At 44.3% G+C, this 26294-nt stretch carries 26 protein-coding genes and 1 pseudogene; 20 read left to right on the top strand and 7 right to left on the bottom strand.

The features are described 5' to 3' along the window. The first annotated feature begins 256 nt into the window (after nucleotides 1-256). The 5 genes from AC1DLI_RS20375 to AC1DLI_RS20355 all read left to right on the top strand — a co-directional run bounded on the left by AC1DLI_RS20375 (nucleotide 257) and on the right by AC1DLI_RS20355 (nucleotide 5050). On the top strand, nucleotides 257-1033 hold the full coding sequence (locus tag AC1DLI_RS20375) for a DUF817 domain-containing protein (protein ID WP_477605833.1): 777 nt from the start codon (nucleotides 257-259) through the stop codon (nucleotides 1031-1033). Between the two features lie 284 nt (nucleotides 1034-1317). Beyond that, a complete protein-coding gene (locus tag AC1DLI_RS20370; protein ID WP_477605831.1) occupies nucleotides 1318-3384 on the top strand; it encodes an Ig-like domain-containing protein in 2067 nt (688 codons plus the stop codon). Next, nucleotides 3344-3520 (top strand): hypothetical protein, encoded by a 177-nt coding sequence (locus tag AC1DLI_RS20365; RefSeq protein ID WP_477605829.1) that lies wholly within the window; start codon nucleotides 3344-3346, stop codon nucleotides 3518-3520. Before AC1DLI_RS20370 ends, AC1DLI_RS20365 begins: the two co-directional genes overlap by 41 nt. A gap of 196 nt (nucleotides 3521-3716) precedes the next feature. Then, nucleotides 3717-4247: a DinB family protein gene (locus AC1DLI_RS20360; RefSeq protein WP_477605827.1), complete on the top strand. Its 531-nt coding sequence runs from the start codon at nucleotides 3717-3719 to the stop codon at nucleotides 4245-4247. A gap of 32 nt (nucleotides 4248-4279) precedes the next feature. Beyond that, nucleotides 4280-5050, top strand: a complete 771-nt coding sequence (locus AC1DLI_RS20355) for a GNAT family N-acetyltransferase (RefSeq protein WP_477605825.1) — start codon at nucleotides 4280-4282, stop codon at nucleotides 5048-5050. Between the two features lie 104 nt (nucleotides 5051-5154). Here AC1DLI_RS20355 and AC1DLI_RS20350 read toward each other — a convergent pair whose 3' ends face one another. The 4 genes from AC1DLI_RS20350 to AC1DLI_RS20335 all read right to left on the bottom strand — a co-directional run bounded on the left by AC1DLI_RS20350 (nucleotide 5155) and on the right by AC1DLI_RS20335 (nucleotide 9952). Next, nucleotides 5155-6264 carry an N-acetylmuramoyl-L-alanine amidase gene (locus AC1DLI_RS20350; RefSeq protein ID WP_477605823.1) on the bottom strand — a complete coding sequence of 370 codons (1110 nt, stop codon included), beginning with the start codon at nucleotides 6262-6264 and terminating at the stop codon, nucleotides 5155-5157. Nucleotides 6265-6582: 318 nt separating this feature from the next. Further along, entirely contained in the window at nucleotides 6583-7698 is a 1116-nt protein-coding gene (locus AC1DLI_RS20345; RefSeq protein ID WP_477605821.1) for a TolB family protein, read from the bottom strand. Nucleotides 7699-7794: 96 nt separating this feature from the next. Then, entirely contained in the window at nucleotides 7795-9024 is a 1230-nt protein-coding gene (locus AC1DLI_RS20340) for a sensor histidine kinase (RefSeq protein ID WP_477605819.1), read from the bottom strand. A 220-nt stretch (nucleotides 9025-9244) separates the two neighbouring features. After that, entirely contained in the window at nucleotides 9245-9952 is a 708-nt protein-coding gene (locus tag AC1DLI_RS20335) for a response regulator transcription factor (RefSeq protein ID WP_477605817.1), read from the bottom strand. 254 nt (nucleotides 9953-10206) lie between these two features. On the opposite strand from AC1DLI_RS20335, the gene AC1DLI_RS20330 reads away from it, so the two are divergent. From AC1DLI_RS20330 to AC1DLI_RS20280, 11 genes are all read left to right on the top strand, one after another. Further along, nucleotides 10207-10974: a hypothetical protein gene (locus AC1DLI_RS20330; RefSeq protein WP_477605815.1), complete on the top strand. Its 768-nt coding sequence runs from the start codon at nucleotides 10207-10209 to the stop codon at nucleotides 10972-10974. 127 nt (nucleotides 10975-11101) lie between these two features. Beyond that, on the top strand, nucleotides 11102-11596 hold the full coding sequence (locus AC1DLI_RS20325) for a hypothetical protein (protein ID WP_477605813.1): 495 nt from the start codon (nucleotides 11102-11104) through the stop codon (nucleotides 11594-11596). A 136-nt stretch (nucleotides 11597-11732) separates the two neighbouring features. Continuing rightward, nucleotides 11733-12608, top strand: a complete 876-nt coding sequence (locus AC1DLI_RS20320) for an ankyrin repeat domain-containing protein (RefSeq protein WP_477605811.1) — start codon at nucleotides 11733-11735, stop codon at nucleotides 12606-12608. Between the two features lie 188 nt (nucleotides 12609-12796). Further along, a complete protein-coding gene (locus tag AC1DLI_RS20315; RefSeq protein WP_477606116.1) occupies nucleotides 12797-13564 on the top strand; it encodes an arylamine N-acetyltransferase family protein in 768 nt (255 codons plus the stop codon). A 731-nt stretch (nucleotides 13565-14295) separates the two neighbouring features. Then, the gene (locus AC1DLI_RS20310) at nucleotides 14296-14436 is read left to right on the top strand and encodes a hypothetical protein (RefSeq protein WP_477605809.1); all 141 of its coding nucleotides are present in this window, start codon (nucleotides 14296-14298) and stop codon (nucleotides 14434-14436) included. Between the two features lie 62 nt (nucleotides 14437-14498). Next, nucleotides 14499-16073 carry a spore germination protein gene (locus tag AC1DLI_RS20305; protein ID WP_477605807.1) on the top strand — a complete coding sequence of 525 codons (1575 nt, stop codon included), beginning with the start codon at nucleotides 14499-14501 and terminating at the stop codon, nucleotides 16071-16073. Between the two features lie 49 nt (nucleotides 16074-16122). After that, the gene (locus tag AC1DLI_RS20300; RefSeq protein ID WP_477605805.1) at nucleotides 16123-17325 is read left to right on the top strand and encodes a Ger(x)C family spore germination protein; all 1203 of its coding nucleotides are present in this window, start codon (nucleotides 16123-16125) and stop codon (nucleotides 17323-17325) included. 6 nt (nucleotides 17326-17331) lie between these two features. Continuing rightward, nucleotides 17332-17565 carry a hypothetical protein gene (locus tag AC1DLI_RS20295; RefSeq protein WP_477605803.1) on the top strand — a complete coding sequence of 78 codons (234 nt, stop codon included), beginning with the start codon at nucleotides 17332-17334 and terminating at the stop codon, nucleotides 17563-17565. A gap of 70 nt (nucleotides 17566-17635) precedes the next feature. Further along, the gene (locus AC1DLI_RS20290) at nucleotides 17636-18748 is read left to right on the top strand and encodes a GerAB/ArcD/ProY family transporter (RefSeq protein WP_477605801.1); all 1113 of its coding nucleotides are present in this window, start codon (nucleotides 17636-17638) and stop codon (nucleotides 18746-18748) included. 1 nt (nucleotide 18749) lies between these two features. Beyond that, the gene (locus tag AC1DLI_RS20285) at nucleotides 18750-19859 is read left to right on the top strand and encodes a GerAB/ArcD/ProY family transporter (RefSeq protein WP_477605799.1); all 1110 of its coding nucleotides are present in this window, start codon (nucleotides 18750-18752) and stop codon (nucleotides 19857-19859) included. Between the two features lie 56 nt (nucleotides 19860-19915). After that, complete coding sequence (locus tag AC1DLI_RS20280) at nucleotides 19916-20038, top strand: hypothetical protein (protein WP_477605797.1); 123 nt, start codon at nucleotides 19916-19918, stop codon at nucleotides 20036-20038. Between the two features lie 373 nt (nucleotides 20039-20411). Here the strand turns inward: AC1DLI_RS20280 and AC1DLI_RS20275 are convergent. After that, a pseudogene (locus AC1DLI_RS20275) lies at nucleotides 20412-20519 on the bottom strand (IS1595 family transposase); the annotation flags it as partial. Between the two features lie 101 nt (nucleotides 20520-20620). Between AC1DLI_RS20275 and AC1DLI_RS20270 the strand changes: the two are divergent. The 3 genes from AC1DLI_RS20270 (at nucleotide 20621) to AC1DLI_RS20260 (ending at nucleotide 22057) form a co-directional block, all read left to right on the top strand. Continuing rightward, complete coding sequence (locus AC1DLI_RS20270; protein WP_477605795.1) at nucleotides 20621-20923, top strand: hypothetical protein; 303 nt, start codon at nucleotides 20621-20623, stop codon at nucleotides 20921-20923. Between the two features lie 13 nt (nucleotides 20924-20936). Further along, nucleotides 20937-21395 carry a type II toxin-antitoxin system VapC family toxin gene (locus tag AC1DLI_RS20265; protein WP_477605793.1) on the top strand — a complete coding sequence of 153 codons (459 nt, stop codon included), beginning with the start codon at nucleotides 20937-20939 and terminating at the stop codon, nucleotides 21393-21395. 377 nt (nucleotides 21396-21772) lie between these two features. Next, nucleotides 21773-22057, top strand: a complete 285-nt coding sequence (locus tag AC1DLI_RS20260) for a hypothetical protein (protein WP_477605791.1) — start codon at nucleotides 21773-21775, stop codon at nucleotides 22055-22057. Nucleotides 22058-22167: 110 nt separating this feature from the next. On the opposite strand, the gene AC1DLI_RS20255 is transcribed toward AC1DLI_RS20260, so the two are convergent. Together AC1DLI_RS20255 and AC1DLI_RS20250 are read right to left on the bottom strand one after the other, a co-directional pair. Next, nucleotides 22168-23934, bottom strand: a complete 1767-nt coding sequence (locus tag AC1DLI_RS20255) for a cache domain-containing sensor histidine kinase (RefSeq protein ID WP_477605789.1) — start codon at nucleotides 23932-23934, stop codon at nucleotides 22168-22170. A gap of 6 nt (nucleotides 23935-23940) precedes the next feature. Further along, a complete protein-coding gene (locus tag AC1DLI_RS20250) occupies nucleotides 23941-24672 on the bottom strand; it encodes a response regulator transcription factor (protein ID WP_477605787.1) in 732 nt (243 codons plus the stop codon). Between the two features lie 286 nt (nucleotides 24673-24958). Here AC1DLI_RS20250 and AC1DLI_RS20245 point away from each other — a divergent pair, with 286 nt between their 5' ends. Continuing rightward, entirely contained in the window at nucleotides 24959-26251 is a 1293-nt protein-coding gene (locus tag AC1DLI_RS20245) for an ABC transporter substrate-binding protein (protein ID WP_477605785.1), read from the top strand. Nucleotides 26252-26294: the final 43 nt, after the last annotated feature.

Genomic DNA, 26294 nt, shown 5'->3' with positions numbered 1-26294 from the left:
GGATAGAGTGAACTTGGAGGGGATTTTTGTATGGCTAAAAAAGGACAAACATTCAATCAGTATACAGAAAATGGCGGCGGCTCCTTCTATGTGGAGCAACCGAAAATAAGAAATATTAAATGAGGAAGTTTCTATTTTAAAATAAGGATTTCACCTTTATTCTTGAGACACATACCCAATCTAATCAATTTTGATGACCAGAACTTAAATTGATGAGTCGTAAGTTTAAATGGGAATGGGGAGGAGATAAACATAATTGAAGCCAATCGTTCAACTATTGCATTTTGGCTATCATCAGGCGATGAGCTGCATATTTCCTGTTGCGATCTTTGGAACCTTAGCTCTCTCTAACGTAATAGCGGTACCTTTCATTTATCGTTATGATGCCATTTTACTTATACTGCTTGGAGTACAATACTTCATGTACCGCAGCGGATTAGAGACACGTGATGAAATCAAAGTCATCTGTATATTTCACTTAATTGGATTGTTGCTGGAGATATATAAGGTATGGATGGGATCATGGTCATATCCTGAGCCTGGATATACGAAGCTGCTTGGCGTCCCGCTCTTTAGCGGATTTATGTATGCAAGTGTAGCAAGCTTTATGTGTCAGGTATGGCGGAGACTGCGGATGGACATGACCGGCTGGCCTGGGCTTAGGTCTGCGGTATTTTTAGGAGGAGCCATCTATTTCAACTTTTTCACACATCATTTTATTCCCGATTTTCGATGGTGGTTGACGGCACTTGTGTTTATTATCTTCTGGAAAACACGGATCATATATCGGGTACGGACTATAACTTATCGAATGCCCTTATCGCTCGCTTTTATCATTGTAGGTTTTTTCATCTGGTTAGCAGAAAATATAGCCACATTTTTTGATGCTTGGAAATACCCTGATCAACACCAAACCTGGCAACTGGTTAGTTTCAGTAAGATCAGCTCTTGGTTCCTTCTGGTAATCATTAGCGTCATCATCGTTGCCCAGCTTAAAAATGTTAAAGCGAGTCGAACAAGGAACGATTCATGATCCTGTCAAAATTACGCTAACGGGACACTGCAGCGTACATTCGATGACCCGATAGCTGGCATCAAAATTTACTTCGCCGAACAAAACGATGTACAATCCACGCCGCTCGCGGCGGATTTCCAGAAGTTTGCTCGAATCATGACTAGTTTTGGATGAGACACCCTTCGACAGAAACATTTTCCTCTGTAGCGTCGTTAAAGAGAGTATATTCGCCGGCCTGCAACTGCTTACATTTTATTCTTCTTCCGCGGTTCCGGCAGAAATCCCTTAGGAGGATTGCAAAGATGAGGAAAATCGCTCTGGCATTGCTCGCRTTAACGTTGCTGCTTGGATTGGTCATCCCGGCCGCGGGAGCGGCGACGCTCACGACGGAGGAAAAGTTCCAAGTGCTGAAGCGGCAAGGAATTATGACCGGTTTCGAGGACGGGTCATCCCGCCTGAACGAATCAATGTCCCGCGAACAGTTCGCTTCCGTGCTCTACAAGCTTCTCGAATTGCCTCGTTCTAATTCCACGCCCGGCTTCGTGGACGTGCTGAAGACGCGCTGGTCGTTCACGGCAGTCCAAGCGGTGCGAAGCGCGAGCATCATGGTTGGCAAAGGGGGTAACCGATTCGAGCCGGCCGCCCCGGTGAAGGTCGAAGAGTTGGCTGCCGTGCTGCTGAAAGTCAACAACGTCCCCGCAAACCCGAACGTCGGCTTCGTTGGTAAAGTATCGGCCTGGGCGAAGGTTGCGGTCGGAACCGCTCTTAGCAAAGGCTGGATCGCGCCTAGGAATGACTACACGGTCAAAGCCACACGAGGCGTGCTCGTGGAGGCTGTCTATGCGGTCTATACGGGCTGGGACAGTGCGCTCGATGTGAAGTCGGTAGAAGGACTGAACATCCAGACGGTGCGAGTGAACCTGAAGGTGAAGAGTGACTCGGCGGATATCAGACGATTCTCTCTGCGGGACGATCACGGCAACGTAGTGCCGATCATTCTCGCGACGGTCAGCGGAGACGGGATGTCGGTATTGCTCACGACGGGCTACCAGATCGAGAACCGCACGCATTACTTGACCATCGACGGCAAGGCGTGGGCGTACACTTCGGCGAGATCGGACATGGCGAAGCCGACGATAACCGCGTTCGACCGAGTAACAGCTCGCGTCTATGTGCTGACGTTCTCCGAGTCAGTTGACTACACGACGGCTACGAATCCCGCGAACTACTCGTTCTCCGGTGGATTGAAGATCACGACGCTGCAGCTCTCTTCAGACAAGAGACAGGTCACGTTCTCCACTTCGAATCAATCGGACAACGCCCGGTACTGGCTGACGGTTAAGAACGTCAAGGATCTCGCCGGCAACGTCATGGACACGCGATCGGATTTGTCCATCGTCGGCAACGACGACGCGGTAAAGCCGACGATCATCGATTCGGAATTTAAGGTGAATGCGGACGCGTCATTGACCGTCAAATTTAGCGAGAAGGTGAATCGGGACATTGCCGTGCAGACCGGACGGTACAGCATCGGCGGCTTGGCGATCGTATCAGCGAACCTGGACAACGAGGGACGTACCGTCACGCTGTGGACATCCGCCCAACAAGACAAAACCGTGTACAGCCTTACCGTGTCGGGTATTCCTGACCTGGCTGGCAACGTGATGGATACGAAATCTGGCCTTCAGTTCGGGGGCATCTCGAATCCTATCCTGCCGGTGAAGCTTCAGAGCATAGCCGCGGTTAACGAGAACACCATCGAGATAACTTTCGACAGAGATATTAAGGACGCGGACGTCGGTTCCTTAGCTATAACAATTCTCAAGGACAACGGCGCCAACGTCTCGATGACCGGTTGGAGTAAATACGCTGTCCGCAAGCCGGGAACGAATAGGGTCGTTACCGTCCAATTCCGCACGGGAACCGATCCGAACCCGGGCTTATTCCATCCTGGTCACGTGTACACGGGGAGGGTAACGGGCGTGTCGTCACTGATCTCGCAGGACGGAGCGAACGAATCTGCGTTCGCGGGAACCATTGTCGCCAACGAGGCTCCTTACGCGAAACAGGTGATCGTTTTGAACCGGACGACGATTAAGGTCGTATTCAGCGAGCCGGTGAAAAACGTGAACGAGCCGTACTTCGTGATGAAGGAACAGGGAGGGGATGCCGTAGGTATCTCCCACGACGAATTGAACAACACGGGCGCGGTCGTCACTGAGGTGACGCTGAAGCTGTCCAAGGACATGACGCCGGGCCAGGTGTACTATCTCACGTTCAAACCGGGCATTACCGATGCGGCAGGCTTCAACGGATGGAAGACGAAGAATGGCAACGAGGACATCAGCCTTCTTTTCACCGGCGTTTAGGAAACCTCTGAAGGAACGATACGCTTCAGGAGGAGCGTCCTCCGAACGGCTGCAAGAAATCAGCATCGTGAGGGCACCGAAGACGGTGCCGGATGATGCACCGCCAAAGAGATCGACGCCAAAAGCGGAGATGTAAGATCAATCAGGTACCCATACCTTGGACACTTTGAAAAAGTGTTTATTGCGATGGGTACCTTTTTGTATAGGAGAGTGGTGTCAGAAGGAAAGAAAGTCTTAGACTAGAAAAATTAAGTGTTAGACTGAGAAAATAAAGTTTAGACTAGAAAAATAAGGTATTAGGCTGACGCTAAAACGGGGGAGGATGAACTAGGATGCTTTACGATTTACAAGGTGAAGAAAATATGTCACCGATTGTGGGAATATTATATTCCGCTGTAAAAGAGAATAGCCAAAGACTACAATTAATCACTGATGGAATGCCGCAAGAGGAAGTAGATTACAAGGGACTTAATGACAATTTTAATAGTACAGCTCAGTTAATAAAACATATCATGTATGTTGATCTAAATTGGGTTTATAGAATAAAGGGACAGCCACTTCCCCAGTCATTAAAAGAACAATATGGCCCCATGATAGATGAAACTAATAGGCTCCCGATGGTCAAAGGGATGTCTTTGAACACACTTATGTCTAAATATGAAGGTGTATTAAGAATGCTAAAAGATTCATGTACACAAGTAACAGATGCTGATCTAGATACAGTTGTCACATTTGGACATGAAAATGAAAAGCAAGCAACCATACGTTGGGGCTTATGGCATATGGCTGACCATAGTCGCTATCATCAAGCTCAAATTAATCAGCTTAGAAAGTGGTATAGTATAAATTCTCTGTCTAAATAAAATAATAGTCTCTCATGAAAGGATGGCTTGGGATGATTACAAAAGAATGTCTTATCAATGAAATTCAATATCTTATAGAAGAATACATCGACGGACTACCATCACCTTTTGATTCATTCTTGGAGGAGCATATTCTAGCATCGACTTTTTACATGATCCAAGAGGGAACAGAAGTAGTGGGTTATTATGCTATTCACAATAGCGAACTTCTTACCCAATTCTATATCAGACGCCCCTTCCAAATGTACTCGCAGAAGATGTTTAGCGAAGTGCTTGAACGAAATACAGTGAACTCTCTTTTCGTTCCGACCTGCGATGAACTATTTATAAGCCTAGCTTTAGATAAGGACTTTACGATTAACAAACAAGCTTACTTTTTCCAAGACAATCAAGCAGAAATAGTAGAGAGTAATGTTACAGGTGATGAATCATTTCGAACTGCTAATTTAGAAGATCTGCAACAAATACAACAAATCTGCGGAGATTTTCTTGACCAATACGAACGGCGGATTGCCAGAGGAGAAATCTTCACCTACTATAGGGGGGCTGTTCTGCTTGGAATAGGAGTAGTTGAGAATTCTAAGATGCTCAAAGGATTAGCAAGCATAGGTATGTTTACTAATGAGGCATATAGAAAACAAGGAATTGGGAGAGTCATCATTTTAGAATTAAGGAAATGGTGTGAGAAGCAGGGTATTAAGCCTGTATGCGGATGTTGGTACTATAATGAAGCTTCTAAGAGGACACTGGAGAGTGCGGGGATGGTCACGAAAACCAGACTATTGAAATTCAAAGTAACTTAAGGAAGACTGATTTATAAGCATTCCATTACAAAGGCGATACCCCTATAAGACAAGAGCAGACTGCCCAAAGCTGGCGGTCTGCTCTTGTCCGATCAAATATGCAGTTACATGCTAAAGTAATCCTCCAGCCCTTTCGCAATTGCTTTGGCTGCTTTCTTTTGGTAATCAGAGCTGCGGATGATAGATTCATCCTTTGCGTTGGTCAAGAAACCGAGCTCTACTAGTGTAGATACCGTATCATTTTCCCGCAAAACGTGAAGATTGCCGAAAGATATCCCATTGCTCTTTAAGCCGATGCCGTCCGCAAGTCTGTTTTCTATTGCGCGGGCTAATGACCGATCTTTCGTTTCCGAATAATAGAAGGTAAGTATGCCGGACGTATTATTCTCCGAAGAATTATGATGGATGCTGACGAAAGCGTCCGCGCCGGCGGATTCGCTTATCTTCACCCTATCGGAGAGCTTGGGCTTCTCCTCTTCCTTCGTTCTTGTCATGATGACGCGCGCTCCGCGGTTGCGAAGCTCATCCTCAAGGTAGAAGGAAGTGCTCAAATTAAGCTCTTTCTCCATCGTTTCATATTTCATTCCGATTGCTCCGGGATCGTCTCCGCCGTGACCGGGGTCAATGACGATTAGCTTCCCTTGAAGTCCCTTCGATTTTCCCGAAGAAACCGCTGCCGTTTGTACTGTATTTTTCTCGATATAAAGATCTGATACCCAACCGGTTTGCCCATTTGTAGTCTGGATCTGAACCCATCCTTCCCGGTTGTCTATTAACGTAACAGTATCACCCTTGGTTAGGCCTCCAAGAACCTTATAGTTCAATCCGGCGCCGGCTCTGATTCGCAGCGAATCCGCCAGCACAGTCGCACGGGTGGCCGCAGAAGTCTGTTGCACACTGCTATCTTGATCTGTCGCCGATGCCGTTACGACTCGGCCATCGACCTTCTTCAAATATTGACCTGCCACCCAGCCGGAGACCCGGTCAGACTTGATGCGCAGCCAGCCGTGCTCTTCATTCGAAACGGTGACCGTCTCGCGATTAGTCAGAACACCCACGATCAACGATTCCGCCGAAGGCTCGCTGCGGACATTCAATGAGTCGGTGTATACCTTGGCTGTATAACTACCGCTTGCTTCCGCCCGGTTTGGTGTATAACCGGAAATACTAATCAACCCACAGATCAAAATCATCAGGTATACAATTTTTTTCATACAAGTCTCCTTTAGTATTCTTAGGTTATGTAGGTCTACTATTATACCAGCATTTACTAGATTCTTGCAGTCCTATATATGTAAAATTTCGACTGCATTTTCCATGCGTCGCCAAAAAACTAGAGTTATAGCCATAAATCAGAGTCTGACCCTAGTTGCAATATTGTAAAAAAATGCGCCACATACGTCCAGAACAGACGTAAACGGCGCCGATTTTAATGTACTGCGAAAGAATGAAACAAGGATAATAGCTGCTTTATACAGATTAAACTGCGTGACATCGCGTAAGAAAAACAACAACAAATAAAGAGAGTCTTTTTATTTTTGTAACGAATACTTTAAATGGACAATACTGCTGTTATATTGGTTACCACTCCATTCCGTATAAACTAGCGCATTGCCGGAAGGGCTCCAAGAGGTCACTGCATTTTCGATATCAACCGCTAACTGGGTGGACTTGCCGGTTAACATATCGTAGAGATAAAGTCCTTCCACGGTTATTCCGTTTACATCGGCCTTCTCGCTGTATGCAATCATCCGCTGATCCGACGACCATGAAACCCCGCCAAGTTCCGTGCCTTCTGCAATCGTTTTTTGATTTCCCCCATCTGCGTCACAAAGAATCATAACTCTTTTGGAGCCGTTTGACTGCAAAACCAGTAGTTGATTCCCATCCGGCGAGGGGACTACACCATATACATGATCCAAATTCAAACTTGTCTTTTCCTTGGTAGCCAGGTTCAGCACCATCAAGGACTCATTGGAATTGGTATTGTAATAAACCTTATCCTTCATTCTTTCAACGATAAACAAAGCTTCATCATTTAAACCGGCTATTGAAGATATGTTCCCAGTTGTGCTTGCCGTATAGGCGCCCCCGCTGTAAGCAGCGCCAATAATCGTTTCTTTATCTGCCCATTTGGCACTGACGGCTCCTCCAATAGGATTGCCAATGATACCGAATGAATCCAACGTATCCAGGTTCAACACATGATAGACAGGATCACCTAAATCGAATTCATGATACAGCAAATGTTTTTTATCAGAAGATAAGGCCGCACCTCCCAAAAACACATCATCCTGTTCTTTTAGCAGCTCGTATTGTTTGGTATTAAGATTGTACGCATACAAGCTTCTAGGATAGGAATCCGACAATTCTTCCAGCTTCATTTTTTCTAGCGACGTGTTTTCTTTTGATACGATGACGGTTTCATCATCCAGCCAGTCTGAAATCTCGACATTATCATAACGCTCTATTTTTTCCACGGATACACCAGGCTCGCCAGCTTCCTTACCGGCATCATCAATGACCGTTATCGTTTCCCCGGGCTCTTTGATAATCACCCTGTTAGCATCCTCTTCTGAACTGCAGGCTGTAGTGAATACAAGCAGCGCTATAGCTAACCCCATAATTATCATTTTTGTTTTCTTCATCATGATCGCCTCCTCGATACCTACAATATCAAGAAATTGTTCCAAAAATACAAACGAATGTTTCCAACATGTAAACAAAAGTATCGAAAATGTTAATTATTTTCTTGTGTCCGCTATCCCATATGCTGGAAAAGAGATTCTGAATACGGTTCCTGCCAAATCTGTGCTCACAAGAGCTATAGAGCCTCCTTGGGATTCCGCATACTTTCTAGCAAGAGAAAGTCCAAGTCCTGCGCCTCCGTTTTCCCGGGATCTGTTTTTATCAACGGTGTAGAAGGGTTCAAAAATCTTGTACACCACATCTTCCGGGATGCCAATGCCAGTATCAGCAATTTCGATGATAACCTGACCATTCTTCCATTCATTTTTTACAAAAATATGGCCCCTTGCCTTGTTATACTTAATGGCATTATCCATGAGATTGACAAGCACAATGGTCATACAGTCTTTGTCGGCTTCCACATAGGCTTCGGTTAAATCTGTTTCCAGATGTATACCGAACTTATCCAGTTTACCTTTCAGGCTGTTCAGCACCATTTGGATAGCCTGCTGTACATCGACCTTTTCCTTGTTAAATTCAAAATCATATTTTTCCAGAGAAGCCAACTGTAAAACCTTTTCAACCATTTCATAAAGCCTTTGCGTTTCACTTTGGATATTTATTTTTGCTGTTTCCATCAGCTTCTCATCATCCGGATACATTTCGAGCAAATCGATATAGGCTTTGATGGATGTTAACGGTGTTTTAAATTCGTGGGTGACATTTCCAATAAACTGCTTTTGCTGCTGATCAAGCAGGGATAGCTTATGGACCGCCAGTGTTAATTTTTCTCGTTCAAGATCCTTATCCCGCATCGTTTTCATAATTTGCTCGCTCATAACGCGAATGCCCTCGCTCAGTTCACCGATTTCATCTTTTCGTGAGAGCATGTCTGTCTTAAAATGTCCTTCCCGAATCCTGTCCACCGTTTCGTTAAGTCTAATGATTCCACTGGCAAACGAATTAAAATAAAAATAAGCCAGAATAAAGCTGAGTAAAAATACACCCGTTCCTATATTGATAAACAATTGCTTGATCTGATTGTAAAAGGCAAGGTTCTTTGACAGGGAGTAATTGAACTGTACAACGCCTACTTGCTCATTGCCTGTTCTTAATGGAGTCATGTAATATAATGAATCTTTTGCCGTCAAATAGGCTGTTTTATTATTAAGTGCGAAAGATAACGTTTTTTTAATACTATCGGATGTAATAAACGATCTATCTTTATTAACGATTGCCCCGTGCTGATCATATAACACGACCGATTGACCGCTAATTAATTCCAATTGCTCTGCAAATTCCTTGCCTTTCGATGCCAGAAAAGTTTGAGGCACCTTACTAGACTCGGCCATAATGGTCTGTATAAAATATACGTTTGCAGTTGTCGCTTGCTGGGCCAAATACTGCTCAACCTCTATCTGCTGATTTTTTTTTATGCCTTCCAGCACCAGCAAACTTAAAACAAATACAGTAAGAAGCAATAGGGCAGCCAAAAAAATACTGAATTTAATTTTTATGCTGATTCTCACCGTAACCTCCCAAGGCTTTATAACCGATACCGTGAACGGTTTGTATCATTTCACTGATATCCGATCCCAGCTTTTTTCTCACCCTTTGTACATGAATATCCACGGTACGCGTACCGCCTATATAATCCATTCCCCAGACCAAATCCAAAAGCTGCTCCCTTGTATAAACCCTGTCGGGGCTGGATACTAGTAGAGCCAACAGATCGTATTCTTTAGGTGTCAATTCCAGCTTCTTATCGCCTGCCAGAACCGTTCGTTTACTTATATGCAGCACAATTTCACCCAACCTAATCTCGTCAAGCTCTTGCTTTTCTCCTGAAGCCTGCATTCTTCTTAGTAATGACTTTAAACGCGCAAGCAGCTCCCGCATATCAAAAGGTTTTGTGATATAATCATCTGCTCCCAGCTCAAGTCCTAAAATCTTGTTGACAATATCCTCTTTGGCCGTCAGCATGATCACGCCGATGCGCCCTTTATCCTGAAGCTTCTTTAGAATGTCATAGCCATCCATGCCGGGAAGCATCACATCCAAAATGATGGCATCCGGACGAAACGCATTTATCTTTTCTATAGCTGCTGCGCCATGATCAACAACCTCGACGGTATATCCTTCTCTTCTTAAGGCGTAGGCAATTGCATCCGCAATTTTTCTTTCATCTTCAATTACCATAATTTTTTCGTTCATCGATTCACCAATCCATTCTTACTATATATAAACAGTCTATCATCCTTAGATTGAAAGCAGTAGGATACATAATCACAAAAGGGACGAAGATGTTGGTGAATAGGACAAGGATGGTAGCTCAATAGCTCAATAACCTCAGGGAAGGCTGCCGACATCAATGGATCGATAGTCTTCTCTGCTAACGGGCAGATTAGCGCAACAATACTCTCTATGTTAACGTCTGTTGATTACTGATAAATTAAGGGGTTGACTTTATGAGAATAAAAATGATGCTAATGGTAATCTTGCTGCTGTTCACCGCTTGTGGATCTAAGAGCCATGAAGAAAATCAAGTTTCGAAAAGTAAAGAAAACCCTAAGCAGATCCTTTTGAAAACCGAAAAAAATGTTAAGGATTGCCCCGATGCAGAAATTGACTACGTTGACGCTTTAATGTGGAACGACATTAGGTACGACTATATTGGAGATGAATCTTTTTCAAATGAAGGTTTAAAGGTCGGGAAAGGGAAGGAAGTTGGCGAGATCGACTTCACTTTATCAAACAACGCATGCATGGATTATAAAATGAAAAACGGTGATGCAACTTTCCTGCCTGAAGGTACGAAAGTATATGAAGTGGAAGGTTATAAATCGACTTTTCGGCTTGTAGCTGGGGAGAAATTGTATCAATCGAATGGTAATCCAATAGCAAAAACCGTTTCAGATGTCTATGATATTCAGGGGAAAGTCTCTAAAATAAGCTTCGAGAGTACCAACGACGGTCACCAAATTTCGGTTTTCACTGAAGAAGCGGAGAAAGAATTCATAGAAGAATACCTTGCATTGGAGTATGTAGGTTTTGACGAAATATACAAAAGAGGAAAAGGGCTTGGTGACAAAGGCAAGGTATTTCTGCGCATTCATTTAGACGATGACACATCGTTCCGAATTAGTTATTGGACAGAGGAGAACCTTATAAGCCCAGGTGCAGTTGGAACGGATAGATTAAAAACACTCACGCTCGAGCAAGGTAGTACCGGTTAGACTAAACGTTACGCTAACGGATAGCGTAAGTTCAAATAAACGTGCTCTTTTGATGGGCGATTAAAAATCAAATTATTCGCAGCCTTCACAAGATAAGAGGGTCCAAATTGTAAAGGAGGCTTCACGTATGAAATGGATAGCTGGAATTGTGCTTTCACTGCTCGTTATGACTGGTTGTTCAAATGCGGAGAAGGTTGAACAAGGAAACAAACGTAACGAAATATCGAAGTTGCAGATCGTCTCTCAAAGCTACCTTGAGAGTAAAGGATACCAAGTTGTCTCTTATGAAGGGCGTGCTGAAAGTTACGAACTGACAAAACAGAAAATCGTAGCACTACCCTATATGATTTATTGGGGATTACAACATTTTGACCCTTCTAAATATTTTGGTAAGTTAATCAATGTTGAAAAATTCATCGTTAAAAATCACCCACTTACCAAAGGAAAAGTTGATGTATATGTGTATGAAGTTGATGGTCAACCAATAGGAGGGACTTCATACCCGCATGGCGATACATCAGATGGTGGATATTGGTCTTTAGAAGGGAAAACCTTAGAAGAACTTCAGCCAGAGTCTTTTCAAGATTGGAGAGAGGAATGGGTTAAAAAATATGCTGATTAAATGGGTACATTCTATGCATTTATAAACATAGCGAAAGTAAATATATGCTATTCCGCTAACGGGAAGCGATAGTTCAAATGACGAAGGGCTGCCACGTGGCAGCCCTTCGCTCAACTAACTGGCAGGATACTGGGATTTGAAATCGAAAGAAGGATGGTATGTAGCACTCTATGAAATAGAGAGGCCAGGCATGGAACTGATCATATGTGTGAGAGGAGAACTGGACATGGACTTTATTTACGAAGATGAAACGCTGACAGTATCCGTTGTTAAAGCGATCCACACTGGCGATATCCCATCGTTGAAGCGACTTCTTGAAGAAAATACGGGCTTGGCTACGGCAAGAATTATTGGAAGAGGCAATAACAACGAAAGTGAAAATTGCGGAATGTCTCGAACACTATTGCATGTGGTGACCGACTGGCCCGGTAACTTTCCTAACGGTGCGGCTACAGTAGGTATGTTAGTCGAGTTCGGTGCGGACTTGAACGCTCGGTTCACTGGATCGCACACCGAGACTCCGCTTCATTGGGCTGCGAGCTGCGATGACATAGAAGTGCTTGACGCGCTTCTTGATGCTGGCGCCGACATTGAGTCGCCAGGTGCAGTGATCGCCGGTGGCACACCGCTAGACGATGCAGTGGCGTTCGCACAGTGGAGGGCAGCGCATAGATTGGTTGAACGTGGAGCTCAGTTAGCACTCTGGCATGCGGCTGCGCTAGGACAGATGGATGCATTGAAGGCCAACTTCGCCGGTGCCACACTTTCGGAGCGATACCCCTGGGGAGCAAAATCCTCTTCACCTCCGGACAAGATTACCGTCGCCTTCTGGTGCGCTTGTCACGGTGGACAGTGTAACTCAGCAGAGTACCTTTTCGACCGAGGTGCTGAACTGAACTGGATTTCGGTTTGGGATGGATTGACCCCACTGGACGCAGCAAAACGTAGTTCCGCTGCTGATCTGGTTAAGTGGCTGCGTAGTCAAGGTGCCAAATCTGCCGACGAACTATGAATGATCAATTTGGGCTTCGTGGCTTCAAGCTGGAGCTTCTGAGGATTAAGCTAACGGGCAAAAGAGTGTGGCTGAAGGCCACATAAAAGAAGGATAATGGAGATTTTTATGGAAGAATTCTCAGTACGATTCATCTAACAGCGATTCTCATAGTAAGTAATTCTCCTAAGGACGGTGTCTTAAGATTGATCAGTAAAAACAATCAAATTCAGGGCTATCTAGATCGCATCGGTTTTGAGGGTTCGCTCGATGGCAGCGCAAAGACGCTGGCTGACCTGCAAGAACGACATCTGTACACGGTTCCATATGAGAATTTGGATATTCTAGAAAGTATACCTTTATCACTTGATCCGCAGGATCTGTATCAGAAAATTGTAATGCGTCAGCGAGGTGGGTACTGTTTCGAGTTGAATGCATTATTCGGCTGGCTGCTGCGGGAACTTGGTTATACGGTTACTGATTTGGTCGCCCGATTTTGGCGCGATGAGCCGGATCTCCCGCCCAAAAGGCGCCATCACGTCCTTAAGGTAGAAGCCGAAGGCATTAACTACCTGTGTGATGTTGGTGTGGGCGGGATCGTACCCCGCAGACCAATTTCTTTCATCGAAGGTCTTGAACAGCAGCAAGGCGATGAGTGCTACCGCCTCGAAAATGATCCTTATTACGGCTGGGCGCTTTGTGAACAGAAAAACAGGGGATGGACTCGCATTTACTCCTTCACTGAGGAGCCACAACTGCCGAAGGACTACTTATTTGCGAGTTTCTGGTGTGAAAATGCCCCTGATTCAATTTTCAACAAATACCCGATCGTTGCGATACGGACTCCGGAGGGACGGCGTACAATCTCTGACCGTGAGTTCCGCATTTTCACCTCTGAAGGTGTTAGGACCTTCACCCCGCAGACAAATGAAGAGTATAAAACAGCTTTGTTATCGTATTTTGGCATAGAGCAATAAAAACTCGCTCATTGTGCTAACGGGTAACGATAGCTTAACAATCATCAGAACGAGGCTGCCGGCATAAAACGGCAGCCTCGAATGGGTTAGGATGTTCTAAAATATACAAAAACGAAAACAATCGGGGAACAAATTGATTGTCAAAAATTAATTGAGCATCTTGAAGAGCATGCTGAACAGCTGCGGTTGGAAATAGATTGTTATGACGAGGCTAAAAGCATCGACAGCGGAATGATTCTGATGTGGGTCGCTAAGAAGATCATGCTCACTCATTTACTGGACGATATATATAATGGGAAGTTCAATGAAGAAAAAACTATCGAAATAACTATATCAAGCCCGAGCCCGACCAACTAGGTCGGGCTTTTTTATATGGTCTTATTTACAAACAAATTCATGTAAGCTATTTCGATGCTCTAATTAAAACTGAGATCGCGGACAGGGCAGTCGGAGTTAAGCATATGACGTATTAGATTAGTTGGTTATCTGATTTTAAATGAACAAGTACTCTTCATATAGTGCATGCCATCTATGGTGACAGTATGTTCGTCCAGTTTTTGGATTACACCGCCAAAGTCAAATGTTTCTCCGTCTTGAAATACGGTGATAGGTGTTTTGTTAAACATTGCAGCTTCAAGATGAGAGTCGGTGGTAAGGGTGAAGCCGGATTTAAGCATAGGTTTATTTTTCAAAAACTAAGTTTTTCTTCCTACGAAGAAGCGTTTGTTAAATTGAAAAAATCACATATTTCCCAATATCGGCTGACTGGATTTTTACAACTGGCTTTCGATCATCGGTTGTATCATGTGCAGCAATGGATCACGGAACAAATGCCAAGCGAAGATATTAATCTTAAGAAATGGCTGTCTTAAAGACTAAACCTCATATATTTAGGTGAAAATGGGTTACTAACCCCATAGCCGAGGAGACATTCATGAAATTCTCTCGATTTTTGAAACGAATGACTGCGAAAAGCGCTGCAACTGAGACGACAAATGAGAAAGAACCGCTGCAATCAAGCCTTAAAATAAACATACAAAAGGTATATGATGCTTTCGGCAACAGTACGGATGTCATCGTCCGCGAGGTTCACATCAAATCCGGAAATCAGCTGATGGGGGTATTTTACACCGATGGCTTGGCGGATAAAAAAGTGATCAACGATTTTATAATGGAATCGGTGATGTTGGATATTACGAATGTGTCTCAACAGCTTGCATCGCCCCTGGATGCCATACAAGTTTTGAAAGACCACGCCCTCACGATCGGCGATATCAAAGACGTTACTGACTTTGATACGTTATACCATTCGGTTTTGTCCGGAGAGGTCGTCTTCCTGCTGGACGGGCATGCGATAGGAGTCGCGGCCAGTACACAGGACTGGCAAGACCGCGGGGTAACCGAACCTTCGACCGAATCTGTCATTCGCGGACCGCGTGAAGCGTTCTCCGAAACGCTTCGCACGAACACCGCCTTGCTTCGGCGCAAAATTAAAGACCCGAATCTTTGGTTAGAAACCAAACAAATCGGACGGGTGACCAAAACCGATGTAGCAATAATGTTCATCAAAGGAATAGCGAGTGAAGGCGTGGTCGAAGAAGTTCGCTCGCGTTTGGACCGGATCGACATCGATAGTATCCTGGAAAGCGGCTATATCGAGGAATTGATACAAGACGAAACATTCACCCCTTTTCCGACCGTTTACAATTCGGAACGCCCGGATGTCATCGCAGCCGAGCTGTTGGAAGGAAAAATCGCCATTCTGGTTGATGGAACCCCGTTCGTTCTAGTCGTCCCGGCTTTGTTTATTTCCTTCTTACATGCCGCGGAAGATTACTACCAGCGAGCGGATATCAGCAGTCTTATTCGAATCCTTCGCTACGTCGGGATCTTAATCTCGTTACTGGCTCCCTCACTATATGTCGCGATTACGACGTTTCATCAGGAAATGCTGCCTACGCCTCTGTTGCTCGGTTTGGCGGCACAGCGGGAAGGTGTTCCCTTTCCCGCCTTCATCGAGGCACTGATCATGGAACTGGCCTTCGAGATCTTACGGGAAGCCGGTCTTCGCATGCCAAGAACGATTGGTCCTGCAGTATCGGTCGTCGGGACTTTGGTTATTGGCCAGGCGGCCGTAGAGGCGGGAATTGTGTCAGCTGCGATGGTCATCGTTGTCGCCATAACGGCCATTAGCAGCTTTGTATTTCCTTCCTACAGCATGTCTAACGCCTTCCGCATTCTTCGGTTCCCGATGATGGGGCTTGCTGCTTCCTTTGGGCTGTTTGGGATTATTGTCGGAATCATTGCGATTGTGCTTCATCTGTGCAGTCTTCGCACGTTTGGGGTTCCCTATATGAGTCCTTTTGCTCCGATGATACCTGATGACCAAAAGGATGCTGTTATCCGGTTGCCAAGGTGGGCCCTATTTTCCCGCCCTCGTCTCATCAATCAGACGAATGTGAATCGCGGACTAAATCCTCCACCTCCGAAACAAAAACCGCAAGGATGAGGGTCGCATGTTATAAAGGCTTATAAAGGCGCATCAAAGGAGTTGTACCGTGAAACGAAACGCGTTCCTGTTAGCTTTTGTTCTTTTCCTGCTGATGTTTGTGACCGGCTGCTGGAGTCGCCGTGAGCTCAATGATCTCGCCATTGTGGGAGCTATCGGCATTGATAAAGTAGGGGGGGAATATGAGGTCTCCGTCCAAGTCACGGATCCGAGTGAAGTATCCTCAAGGAACCCGGGCAGCGGTCGAATGCCGTCCGTGATGTATCATGCAAGAGGAAAAACGGTGTCTGAGGCCGTCAGAAGAATGACAACGGTAACCCCAAGGCAACTCTATTTTGCGCATATTCGGATGCTTATTTTAGGGGAACAGCTCGCGAAGGAAGGCATCCGCGATACGCTTGACTTCTTGTCGAGATTCTACGAGTTCCGAACGGACTTTTACATTGCTGTATCGAAGGGAACGACGGCAAGAGAAATATTAGGGTTCTTAACCCCCTTGGAAAAACTCCCGGCGAATAAATTGTATAAATCGCTTGAGGTCTCTGATAAAACATGGGCACCGACCGTTCCCACCCATTTGGATGATTTGCTGTCTGATCTCATAAGTGAAGGAAAACATCCGGTATTGAGCACTATCCAAATTAAGGGCGACCATGAACAAGGTGCGAGCAAGAAAAATCTAGAAAAAATTGATTCTCCCGCCAATTTGCAATACACGGGAATCGCAGTATTTAAAAAAGATAAACTACTGGGCTGGCTTAACGAAGAGGAAAGCAAAGGATACAGCTATATCAAGGATAAAGTGGAAGGTACAGTCGGTGTTCTGACATGTCCCGCGGGAGGCCAAATATCGTTCGAGGTCATCCGCTCGAAAACAGAAACGAAAGGAAGGGTAGAAGACGGTCACCCCAAAATTGATATCCTTATTCGAATCGAACAAAATGTACTGGACGTTGAATGTAATGTCGACTTAACGAAGACGGAGACGATTGCCGATTTGGATAAACGAGCGAATCAAAAAATCGAGAAATTTATCAAACATACGATCGAAAAAGTACAAAACAAGTATAAGGTCGACATTTTCGGATTCGGTGAAGCCATTCATCGTGCCAATCCCAAGGCATGGGAGAAGATGAAAGAGGATTGGGATCAGTATTTTACCGACGACCTGCAGGTAAGTGTGAAGGTGGATATAAAGACCCGGCGTTTAGGCACCGTGTCAAATTCATTCCTGCAGAACATGAAGGAGTAGTAGAGAATGTGGGCGATCTTAGGAATTCTAGCGGTGGCTGCCGCCATCTTCATCATTGATGCGCCTGACCTATTGAAAAGGCGGTTAACCAAGGAACTGTGGATATTTTCATTCCTGCTCTTATTGGGAACCGTCTTAAGCATCTTGTTGAGTTTAAATGTTGAACTTCCGAATCCCCTCGACTGGTTGACGGTCATTTACCGACCATTTAACGATCTATTGGACAGCGTCTTAAAGTAAGGAAGTTATATATTTGGCACGATTACCCGCATCCATCTCAATATTCAAAAAATGAAAAGGATGAGAAACATTGCATGAGAAAAATAAAATATCGACAAGTCAATTTAGGATACTCGTCACTTTTTACACGATCGGGAGTACGATCTTAACTGCATCATCCGGTCTAGTTTTTTTTGCAAAACAGGATGTTTGGATTTCTATGATTATTGGAACAATTGTTGGTTTATTAATCATATGGTTGTATATCGCCCTTTGTAATCGATTACCCGCGATGACATTGATCCATATAAATAATATACTCTTGGGAACATGGCTGGGTAAAATCGTTTCGCTTTTGGTTAGTTTAAGTTTGTTCCTTGCTGCAGCGGTTCTTTTGTATGCTCTCGGAAATTTCTTAACTACACAGATCATGCCTAACACACCTATAGAAGTGATCAATATTATCTTTGCCTTGATCATTGTTCAAGGGGTACGTCTAGGAATTGAAACAATAGCACGTGCAGCTGAATTATTCTTTCCTGTGTTTATTATACTATTTTTTATGCTTATCATTTTTGTTTCTCCTGATATCGATTTTCAAAAAATACAGCCTGTTTTTGAGACGGGAATAAAACCGATTATTTTAGCTACTTTATTGTATTTAAATTTTACTTCTCTGCCGCTTATTACTCTGTTAATGATTTATCCCTCCTCTATAAATCAATCAAAACAAGCTTCAAGAGCTTTTTTTGAAGGGCATATTATGGGAGGAATTGTTCTATTAATGATTACACTTTTAAGTGTTTTAGTTCTTGGTGCTGACCATTCGGCGAGGCTGATGTATCCAAGTTATGCCTTAGCAAGAAAAATCAATGTGGGGGCGTTTATTCAACGAATAGAAGTAATACTCGCAATATTATGGTTCATTTCTTTTTATTTTAAAATAACCCTTTATTTTTACGCTTCACTAATAGGAATTGCGCAAACATTGAATTTGAAAAATTATCGACCACTTACGCTGCCTTTAGGGATGATCTTAGTGGTTCTTTCTATTTTCATATACCCCAACGTTACACAATATCAGAAGACGACTGAAGTATGGACTCTTCATCTGCTGACAATAGGGCTTTTTCTACCGCTTTTGTTGTTAGGCATGGCTATCGTACGAAAAAAAAGGAAAAATCACGGAATAAAGGGGGATTAACATGCCTGGAAACTTCAAAATATCAGCGCGTCAGTTTATGATTCTCGTTCTTCTATATTCCGTTGGTACGGTTATTTTGCATACTCCAGCACCCTTAGCGAGTTTTGCAAAGCAAGATGCGTGGCTTGCAGCCATACTCGGCACCGGGATTGGTTTGATGTTTGTATGGTTATATATTAAAGTTGGTCATTTGTTCCCCGATCTTTCTTTGGATCAGGTTATTGAAAAAGTCTTCGGAAAGTGGCTTGGGAAGCTTATCAATTTTACCTTCTTTTTCTGGGCGTTTTCAAGTGCTGCACAAGTTACTTTTTATGTTGGCGATTTTATTAAAACCTATTGGATGCCCGAAACACCGCTTGTTGCATTAAATATCCTGTTTGCAATGATTGTGATCCTAGCTGCCCGTCTTGGCGTTGAAACATTCGCACGTTCGGCTGAACTGTTATTCATCCTTTTTTTATTCTTGCTTATTACACTTATCGTGTTCATCTCACCTCAAGTAGATTTACAAAATATACAGCCTGTGTTTGAAAAAGGCATAACACCGGTTATAAAGGCCTCACTTTTTTATGTGAGCACATTTTCGTTGTCTCCTGTCATGTTTTTAATGATTTTCCCTTCTTTTATTAGTGATCGCAAGGCAGCTGGAAAAGCCTTTTACATCGGTACATTACTAGGAGGAATCATTTTAATTACCGTTATCCTGCTGAATATTCTCGTACTCGGTCCGGATTTTGTGGCAAGAAATAATGCACCAAGTTATGCACTTGCGAAAAAGATTAATATCGGGGGCTTCCTAACGCGCATCGAAGCAATCCTCGCTTTCACTTGGGTCATTACAACTTACATTCGATCGGTGATGTACTTTCATGTATCGGTTGTTGTGTTTGCAAACCTATTTGAAATAAAAGATTATCGCTCGCTTATTGCACCTTTAGGAATGCTGATGATTGTATTATCGCTTATTGTTTTTCCGAACGCTCAATATGTTGCAGACTTTAATAAAGACATTTGGCTATTCTATGCTTCAACATATGGGTTCCTTTTGCCTTTATTATTGCTTTGTACAGCTAAAATTCGAAATGCATTTGAGGTTCCGCTGCCCAAATGATACGAGTAGCTGTGGGCATTCTATGATCAAACTATGACGAAAGTGAGGCGAAGGCGATGTTGGAAAATGGCAAGATGAGCGTTCGGCAATTTACTGTCACGGTCATATTGTTTACGATTGGAAGTTCTATCCTGGTAGCTCCGTCAGTACTTGCAAGCAATGCGAAGCAGGATGCGTGAATCGTATCCATTTTAGGAGCAGCCGTGGGGTTATTGTTTGTATGGCTGTATAGCGCCCTGGGTCGCCTAGACGTACTAAACTAAAGCTATGCCATTGAAAGAGGCAATTTGGTTTTCACGAGGATGCATTTTTCACCGTTTATTACATGAAACAACTTTGATCTATACGACGTTCAACTAACGGGAAACGATAGTTCAATAAAAACACGGAAGCAGCCGACCACAATGATCGGCTGCTTCATAACGCTAACGGGCAGGATAGCTCAATAATTAGAGGTCAATAATTCACATTAAATCCCACTCACAAAGCGCTAACGATGCGAATTTTTTTTCAAGTTTTCGGTAAACAAGCTTTCATTGTCGCGTAACACTTGGCGTAGGAGCTAAATGCTCGCCACAAATCAGTACAAAGCACGTTTGAGTCGGATAAATGACCTCCAATTGCCTCATCCAATTTTATTTTCCCAAGACGCCCATCACCTTGCAGGAAGCCAGATGCTGGCTTTCAACCCGACATTACCCCCTGAAAATGACAAAATTCGACGAATCTTTATAAAAGTTATACATAAGGAGTGAATCCCGATGGTGAACAATTACAAACGCTTCATTCAAAATCAATTCGTAAAAGTGAAGTCTACCGCTTCCGAATTCATTTCTTCAAGAAGTGAAGAACAAGTAGAAAGCACTATAGAAATCAATCCGCAATATTATGTTGAGCTGAAAGCAATCGCCGATATGCAGCAAACGACCGTTCAAGCGATCGTCAATGGAATCATTGTCCAATACCTGGCAAGCGCCCAAAACGATTCAACCTCCATTTCAGTGGATCAAAAGGAAGATAACCCACTTCTGTATTTGGATGGTATTTGCAAACTAGTGGATTAAGGAGTGCTGACATATGGAAGACCATTTGAACATTCAGGATACAATCTTTCTGGATGGAACAGCTTTAGCCGCTTTAATGAACCCTGAAGACCCCCGCTATGTGAAAGCCCGTTCCCTGTTTCTGGATTTGCATGATCTTGAACGTAATTACGTGACGACCAACTCCATTATTTTTGATCTTCACGAATGGCTTCGCAATGAATACAGCTATCAGCTTGCGGAATATTTTCTGAATGCAATTGATAAGGCAGTGAGTAAAGGCAAGCTGGCGGTCATCTCCAGCGGCCCCGAATTTGATGGGGAATCGCGCAGACTGCTTATGGACAGGCCCGAGCTCCGTTTCTCGCTCAGCGAAGCATTCACTGCTGTGACCATGTCCTATTATCAGGTGAAACGCATCTTTACTTTCAATCGCAATTACTTAATGCTTGCTAATTTGGATAAGGATATTCGAATCATTCCATCCAATTAAAAGCCTTTAAACAAATACAGCCTGCCCTCTTGAGAGGCCGGCTGTATTTGTTATGTCGTAAATTTCTTTTTCCATCGCTTCTTATTACACCTTCATTAACGGCGAATGAGACACTCCCATAATACCGATACGAAAGTGATAGTCTACACTTTTCTAAATCAGGTATCTCAAACGTTTCCTCTAATATTTAAAAAGCGCCCAATCGATTGAATCGAAATAGCAGCCTGAATAAGCTGTAACCGGTACACGGTAATTCTCTCGCCCCTCAAACCGCGGAAACATTGGAGGCTATCGCCTTCCGGGTCAAGCGTACAGGTCGCATCGCCTCTCTGTGAATACAATAAGTTGTAATCCAAAACTGGAAGGGGATAATTACTGTGAACCGTAACTATAACATGGGCAATGTAGGTAGTGTGAATGAAGCTGACTTTTGTCCCGATTGTCCAACGCAGACGATGTATGATCCTCCAATTACCCAATACGAGGACTACTACCATCCGCAGCTTGTGAATGTCATTCAAAATATTGAAACGGTGAAGCAACATCATTGTTGTCCTGTCTATCAGCACTATTACACGCATACGGAGAAAAACGTTATGGTTTCGAGCGTGAAACGCGGGAAACAAGTCAAAGCATCTTCCAAGAAACGTTCGAAAAAATAGACCTTAAATTATAACAAAGACCCGTAAGAATGGACGCTTCGCGAATGAATCCGCCATCTTACGGGTCTTAAGTTTGCTTTCAAACGGACGGGAATTTTTTTTATAAGTAACTATCGGGTATGGAGCGGTACGACGACGCAGATTACCGTACCCAGCCGTTGTTTACTCTTGATCGTCAGATTGTAATTCGAATTATACATAAGCCTTAGCCGCTTATTCGTGTTCAGCAAGCCGATATGCTGGGAATGCTCCTCGGGTTCCTTTGGCTCTGCCTCGTCCAATGAATGGCGAATGTGGGCGAGGCGATCAGTCTCGATTCCGTGTCCGTTATCTATGACGACCAGGCGCAGCGTTTTCCCGCTTCGATAGATCTTGATCTTGATGAGCCCTGGCGACTCCTTCTCCTTAATGCCGTGATAAATGCTGTTTTCGACGAGCGGCTGCAGGATAAGCTTCATCGTGTAGAAACCGAGTATATCCTCATCGTACTCGAAGATGACGTCGAACATATTTTTATAGCGCTTCTTCTGAATGTTGATGTAGCTCACCGTATTTGCAATTTCCTCTGCCCATGTAACATCATTGGTCGGGCGGCTGAAGGAATAGGATAGCATATCCGACAAGTTCTCTATCATGTCGCTCGCTTTGTTCGGCTTGCCCGTCAAGCCGACCGTCTCCCAATAGATCGAATTCAGCGTATTGTATAGAAAATGCGGATTAATCTGAGACTGCAGCGCGAGCAGCTCCATGAACTGAAGACGATACTTCTTCTCCGACAGTTGGGTCTGAATATAGCGATGCTCGATAAAGTGGGCAATCATATTTTGAACGATATACGAATACTCGTCGTTCACTTTCTTGGGAGAAACGAGAGGAATCCGGTTATTCTCAGCTGATCGAAGCAGAGAAGTGATCGCGAGCAATTGCCTGTAATTCCGGCGTGTCAAATAGAACGTCAGCGCAAGGCCGAGTACGAAGGACAAGCAGGCGAAGCCGATCGTATAGTTCATGATACGTGAAGGCGTCTCGTACAGCGAGTGATGCGGGATGACGGAAACGTATTTCCAATTGTATTGCTCGGATTCGACTTTCGTCACATTTACTTCTCCGATACTCGATTCGAAGTCGAAGAAGGTGGACGGATGGTTTGCGATTTTATTGAGCTCCGTATCCTTTAATCCGCTCTTCTCCGTATTTGAGAATATGATCTGATTGTTTTCGTTCAGCACGTACAGCACTTGGTCCTTATGCGTCGTAATGTTGGCTAAAATGTTTTCAATATATTTGGGCCGAATATTCAAAATAATGCCGATCTTCTTCGGGGCCAGCACGTTGTAGATCGTAACGAGCTCGGCCTTGTCTTTCTCAAAATGGAAAATCCGCGTCTCACGCTTTGTTGTCCACTCCGTAGCCGATCCCTCGTAGTTCATGAACTCGTCATACCACTGCGTATCGTTAAAACGGTTAATCGTCGATAAACCGCCCAGAGAGGATACAAAACGATTATTCGAGTTCTTCGCGTAGAAGTAGATTGAATGAATGTATGGCTTTGAGCTCGTAAGCGCATTCAAATAACTGAAAATAATTTGGTAGGTAGTCGAGCTTTCATAGGTGTAGACCGGATTTTGCAATACGTTCGACAGCTCGTTGAACACCTTGGCATTCTGATAAAGTGCCAGCTTAAGTGTCTCTAGCTCATCGAGAATCATCTCCATTTGGCGCTGGGATTGAATGAGTAGGAACTTGCTATTCTTGTTAATATCGTTCTTCATATCGCGCTGCGTCGTGTAGAAGGACAACGAGCCGAGTATGATGAGCGGCAAGATCAATGGAATCAAGAATGTAGCCAAATGCTTGATAAAGTATCGTTCTTTCATAGCGGGTCACCCGTTCCGATAGTCACTTGGCGGCTTGCCGTAATAGTTTTTGAACGTACGTGTGAAATTTTTAGCATTACTGTAACCAACCATTTCGCTAATTTCGTATGTCTTGTACTCGTTCTGACTTAGCAGCTGCATCGCTTCCTTCATCTTGACCCCGATAAGGTAATCGGTAAAATTTTGTCCCGTCTTCTGTTTGAACAGATAGCTGAGATAGTTGGCGTTCAGAAAGACTTTCTTCGCCGCATCTTCTAAATTAGCATCCTTATAGTGCGTCTGAATATACGATTTGATTTGAGTGATAATAAGCCCATCGTTGTTGCTCCCGGAAGAAGGTTGGGCCATACTAGGTTCTGACGCTTCGAGCTCATTTTTCAACTCACCGAACACGTCCAGCAGAGCCTGGTATTTGGCTGGCTTTACAATATAGTTGCGGACCCGATATTGTAGTGCCTTCTGCGCATATTCGAACTCGCGATAGCTGCTTAGAAAGATGATCCGGATATTATGCTTCCGTTCACGAATAGCCTCGGCCAGCTCGATTCCAGACATGATTGGCATCTTAATATCGGTCAGTACGACATCGACCTTCTCATGGGATTGAATGAAATCAAGCGCCTCTTTACCGTTTCCACATTGACCGATGATTTGGAAGCCAATGTTCTCCCAGGGAAAGTAGGAGGACAACGCTTCTCTTGTATCGGCCTCATCGTCGACGAGCAATAGGTTGTACATAATGTCACCTCGCAATCGGTTAGCCGGTTATTGAAATTATAGCACAGCACGGACAGCTTTCGAGAAGGCAGGCGGGAGATCGCGTATTTTAGATAAAAATGATACTTAAACCGATATAATGATACTTTGACATCGAAATGCTCAAATAATGATACTCCGATCTAAGATTGGATACCTTCAACGGAAAAGAAATCCCTTCTATAATCAAGTAAGCGTTTCCATAATAACGGATAAGGGAGAGGTTACAATACAAAGGAAGATAGTGTTTATAGGTTTCATCGCCGTTATGTTGGTACTGGCACTAATGGCTGTCGGCTGTTCGTCTGGCTCTTCAGGATCGAATAATGGAGGAAATGGAGATAAAGGGGCAGACAACAAAGTAACCTTGCGCTTCAGCTGGTGGGGAAGCGATGGCCGTCACAAGGCAACCTTGGACGCTATAGAGGAATATAAGAAAATTGCGCCTAACGTCACGATCGAAGCGGAATATCAAGGCTTTGACGGCTATGAGCAGAAGGTGAAGACGCAGCTTGCCAGCTCGACGGCTGCCGACATTATTCAGCTCGACGTGCCTTGGATGAAAGAATTGACGAAGAGCGACTTCTTCCTTGACCTAAGTAAGCAGGAAGGGCTGTCACTAGATGGCTTTGATCAAGAGTTCCTGAACAATTTCAGTGTATACAATGACAAAATAGTAGCGCTGCCTATGGGCGTTAATGCTTACGCGCTTGTTATTAATAAGACGGCGGCTGACAAGCTGGGTGTACCGACCGACATTCAATGGGACTGGGACAGATTGTACGAGGAAGGGAAAAAACTGCACGAGAAGGACAACTCGAAGTACTTGATGCTTGCCGATCATGGCGTGTTGATGCAGGATTTCACGAACATGCTGAAGCAGCGTACGGGTGCGCAATGGATCAATGAGGACTTTACGCTGGGTTTCACGATAGAGGAAGCGACCGAAGCGCTCGCTTGGATTGATAAAGCGATGAAAGCGGGCGTCTATCAGCCGCTTGGCGAAGCGGATCTGTTTATCGGCAAAACCGAACAAAATACGAAGTGGATCAATCAAGAAATTCCGATCATCTCGGCTATGAGCAGCACGCTTCAATCGCTTCGTTCCGTATTACCGGATGACGTAGAAATCACAACGGCGCTCCCGGTCATTGACAAAAACGCAAAAAACTCGGCTGTCTTGGTCCGTCCATCGCAATTGATCACCGTGAACGGCAAGTCGAAGCATAAGGAAGAAGCGGTTAAATTTCTTAACTGGCTGATGAACGACGCGGAAGCAGCCGTTATTCTGGGAGACGTTCGCTCCATACCTGCATCGTCCTCGGCACAGAAAGCGGCAGTCGAAGCGGGAAAGATCGACCCTTCGATTACGAATGCAGTCGAGATGGGACTGAAGAACGCAGGCATCGTCGATAACGCAATCGCAATGAACTCGGAAGTATCAGCTATTCTGCAGGATGTCATCGAGCAGGTGGCCTTCGGCAAGTCCTCTCCGGAAGCGGCAGCCAAGGAACTTGCGAGCAACCTGGAGAAGAAGCTGACCGAGCTGAAGAGCAGATAGTTAAATGACAAATAGGTGAGTTGTAATTTTAATTAGAGAGGTG

The organism is Paenibacillus sp. 01T443 (genome assembly GCF_056398325.1).
The sequence above is the reverse complement of the archived record's forward strand: the minus strand, read 5'-3'. Positions and strand labels throughout refer to the sequence as shown.